The 3833-nt window shown below is 65.1% G+C and carries 4 protein-coding genes; all 4 read right to left on the reverse strand.

Going from position 1 to position 3833, the window contains the following annotated elements; all coding sequences use genetic code 11:
• Positions 1-1321, reverse strand: a 1321-nt coding sequence (locus tag JMF90_RS27815) for an NAD(P)-binding protein (protein WP_201325687.1), incomplete at its 3' end; no start/stop codon positions are given.
• A 76-nt stretch (positions 1322-1397) separates the two neighbouring features.
• Positions 1398-1931, reverse strand: a complete 534-nt coding sequence (locus JMF90_RS27820) for a DUF5943 domain-containing protein (protein ID WP_011547096.1) — start codon at positions 1929-1931, stop codon at positions 1398-1400.
• Positions 1932-2069: 138 nt separating this feature from the next.
• Entirely contained in the window at positions 2070-3041 is a 972-nt protein-coding gene (locus JMF90_RS27825; RefSeq protein ID WP_006480656.1) for a dipeptidase, read from the reverse strand.
• A 38-nt stretch (positions 3042-3079) separates the two neighbouring features.
• The coding region (locus JMF90_RS27830) for a serine hydroxymethyltransferase (protein ID WP_201325688.1) at positions 3080-3833 on the reverse strand (754 nt) is incomplete at its 5' end.

Raw genomic sequence — 3833 nt, forward strand, 5'->3', positions numbered from 1 at the left:
ACATCTGCTCGCGCTGCGGCGCCTTCGCGGCGATCATCACCTGGCCGCCCACTTCCGCGTTCTTCTCGAACAGCACGACGTCGTGGCCGCGCAGCTTCGCGACACGCGCGGCCTCGAGGCCCGCGGGGCCGGCACCGACCACCACGACCTTGCGCTTCGGGCCGCGCGACTTCTCGATGATGTGCGGCATCGTCGCTTCGCGCGACGTCGCCGCGTTCTGGATGCACAGCACGTCGAGGCCGTTGTACTGGCGGTCGATGCAGTAGTTCGCGCCGACGCACTGCTTGATTTCGTCTTCGCGGCCGTCGCGGATCTTGATCACCATGTGCGGATCGGCGATTTGCGCGCGCGTCATGCCGACCAGGTCGATCATGCCGTTCGCGAGCAGGCGCTCGGCCTGGCCTGCATCGCGGATGCTCTGCGCGTGCATCACCGGAATCTTCACGACCGACTTGATGCCCGCCGCGAGGTGCACGAACGGCTCCGGCGGCAACGCCATCGGCGGCATGCAGTTGGCGATCGTGTTGTGCGTATCGCCGCCCGAGCCGACCACGCTCAGGTAGTCGATCAGGCCCGTCTCCGACATCGCCTGCGCGATTTCCTTCAGCGCTTCGTGATCGAGGCCGTCCTCGTGGAATTCGTCGCCGCACATGCGCAGGCCGACGCAGAAATCCTTGCCGACCGCCTCGCGCACGGCCGTCAGCACTTCGATGCCGAAGCGCAGGCGGTTTTCGAGGCTGCCGCCCCATTCGTCGGTGCGGTGGTTCGAACGCTTGCTCCAGAACTGGTCGATCAGGTGCTGGTGCGCGGCGGAGATTTCGATGCCGTCCATGCCCGCCGCCTTCACGCGCTTCGCGGCCGCCGCGAAATCGCCGATGATGCGGCGGATTTCCTCGATCTCGATGATCTTCGCGTTGCCGCGGTGCACGGGTTCGCGCACGCCCGACGGCGACATCAGGTGCGGCCAGTGCTCGCCGTGGAACGACGAGCGGCGGCCCATGTGCGTCGCCTGGATCATGATCTTCGCGCCGTGCTTGTGCATCGTGTCGGCCAGGCGCGTGAGCGGATCGATGATCTTGTCGGTCGACAGGTTCACCGATTTCCACCAGCCTTGCGGGCTGTCGATCGACACCGGGCTCGAACCGCCGCAGATGGCCAGGCCGACGCCGCCCTTCGCCTTTTCTTCGTAGTAGCGGATATAGCGGTCGCCCGGCAGGCCGCCCGGCTCGGCGTACACCTCCGCGTGCGCGGTGCTGACGATCCGGTTGCGCAGCGTCAGCTGGTTCAGCTGCATGGGTTTGAACAGGTGGGGATAACGCATCGCTGGCGACCTCTGGCGTTCGAATGTCTCGTGTTGCGGGTGTTGTTCTGCTTCAGTGAATCAATGCGTCAGTGCATCAGTGCGCGATCGGCGACACTTCGAAGACGCAGTGGTCGTGATGCTCGGCCGCGCACTGCACTTCCTTCGAGTACGCACGCGGCGCGCCCTTGCCTTCCGGCGTCGTGTCGTTGACCCAGTCCATCGCGCCCGCGAACCAGCCCGCGAACATGTAGCAGAGCTTGCCTTCCTTGCCCGGCTGCTGGAGCACGAATGACGAGTGGCGCAGCTCGATCTTCGCGCGTGCGCTCGCCGGATCGGCCTCGATGATCGAGAACAGGCCCCAGCCGCGTTGCGACAGGCGCTTCAGGTAGTGCTCGAACACGGCCACGCCGGTGATGCCGTGCTGCTTTGCTTCCTTGTCGCACCAGTGGTAGGCGGATTTGTAGCCGGCCTTGTAGAGGATCTCGGCATACGCTTCGACGCCGAGCGCTTCCTCGACGGCGACGTGGTTGTTCGTGAAGAAGTGGCGCGGCACGTACAGCATCGGCAGCGCGTCGGTGGTCCAGACGCCGGTATCGGGATCGACGTTGATCGGCAGTTGCGGTTGCATCGTGGTGACTCCGTGAGGAAATTGGCCGCGCGGCTCGGTGCGCCGGCGCGACATCGTCCGCGCGCCCACGCTGCTTGCGCGGGCACGTCCCGATTTTTTTATGTTGAAACGAAGGGAGCGGTTCGGCTCGGCGAGGGCTTACGCGCCCCACACGTCCTTGAACACGCGCACCCAGTTCTCGCCCATGATCTTGCGGATGCGCGACTCGCTCCAGCCGTGGCGTTCCATCGCGGCGGTCAGGTTCGGGAATTCGCCGATCGTGCGGATGCCGTCCGGGTTGATCACCTTGCCGAAGTTCGTCAGTTGGCGATAGCGTCCCTTGTCATGCGTCAGCATGTCGAAGAATTCCTTCGCGAAATCCTGCGTGAAGTCCGTGCCGATGCCGACCGCGTCTTCGCCGATCAGGTTCACGACGTAGTCGATCGCCTCGATGTAGTCGTCGATGTTCGCTTCGATGCCGCGCTTCAGGAACGGCGCGAACATCGTCACGCCGACGAAGCCGCCCGCATCGGCGATCTCCTTCAGCTGCGCGTCGCTCTTGTTGCGCGGATGTTCCTTCAGGCCCGACGGCAGGCAGTGCGAGTAGCACACCGGCTTCTTCGAGAACGCGATCGCTTCCGACGACGTGTTGCCGCCCACATGCGACAGGTCGACCATGATGCCGACGCGGTTCATCTCGGTGATCACTTCGCGGCCGAAGTCCGACAGCCCGCCGTCGCGTTCGTAGCAGCCGGTGCCGACCAGGTTCTGCGTGTTGTAGCAGAGCTGCACGACGCGCACGCCCATGTCGGCGAACGCTTCGATGTAGCCGAGGTTGTCCTCGAACGCATGCGCGTTCTGGAAGCCGAGGATGATCCCGGTCTTGCCTTCCTTCTTCGCGCGGAAGATGTCGTCCGTCGTGCGCACGAGCGTCAGCAGCTCGCCGTTGTCGCGGATTTTCTTCTTCATCACGCCGATGTTGTCGACGGTCTTGGTGAAGTTCTCCCACACCGACACCGTGCAGTTCGCGGCCGTGATACCGCCCTTTCGCATGTCCTCGAACACCGGCTTCTCGAACTTCGAGATGTTCAGTCCGTCGATGATGATGCTGTCCTGATGCAGCGTGCTCATATCTGCTCTCGCTCGTGTGACTGTTCTTGTGGGGTCGATCAATAGATCGGGAAGCGCTCGCAGAGCGCGAAGATCTCGCGACGCACGCGCTGTTCGGTTGCGGGGTCGCCTTCCGGGTTCGCCCGCAGTGCGTCGAACACTTCGAGGATCAGGCGGCCGACTTCACGGAACTCCGCGACGCCAAAGCCGCGCGTCGTGCCGGCCGGCGTGCCGAGGCGGATGCCCGACGTGACGGTCGGCTTCTCGGTGTCGAACGGGATGCCGTTCTTGTTGCAGGTGATGCCCGCGCGTTCCAGCGCCTGCTCGACCGGCGCGCCCTTCAGGCCCTTCGGGCGCAGGTCGACCAGCAGCAGGTGGTTGTCGGTGCCGCCCGTGACGAGATCGACGCCGCCGGCCTTCAGCACTTCGCCGAGCGCCTGCGCGTTCGCGAGCACGTTGTCGATGTAGGTCTTGAAGTCCGCGTGCAGCACCTCGCCGAATGCGACCGCCTTGCCGGCGATCACGTGCATCAGCGGGCCGCCCTGCAGGCCGGGGAACACGGCCGAGTTGATCTTCTTCGCGATGTCCTCGTCGTTGGTCAGCACGAAGCCGCCGCGCGGGCCGCGCAGCGTCTTGTGGGTGGTCGACGTGACGACGTGCGCGTGCTCGACCGGGTTCGCATGACGGCCCGCGGCGATCACGCCCGCGATGTGCGCCATGTCGACCATCAGCTTCGCGCCGACGCTGTCGGCGATCGCGCGAAAGCGTGCGAAGTCGAGCGCGCGCGGGTACGCCGAGAAGCCGGCGATGATG

The organism is Burkholderia sp. E168m23 (assembly GCF_016586125.1).
In the GTDB taxonomy this organism is placed as follows: domain Bacteria; phylum Pseudomonadota; class Gammaproteobacteria; order Burkholderiales; family Burkholderiaceae; genus Burkholderia; species Burkholderia orbicola.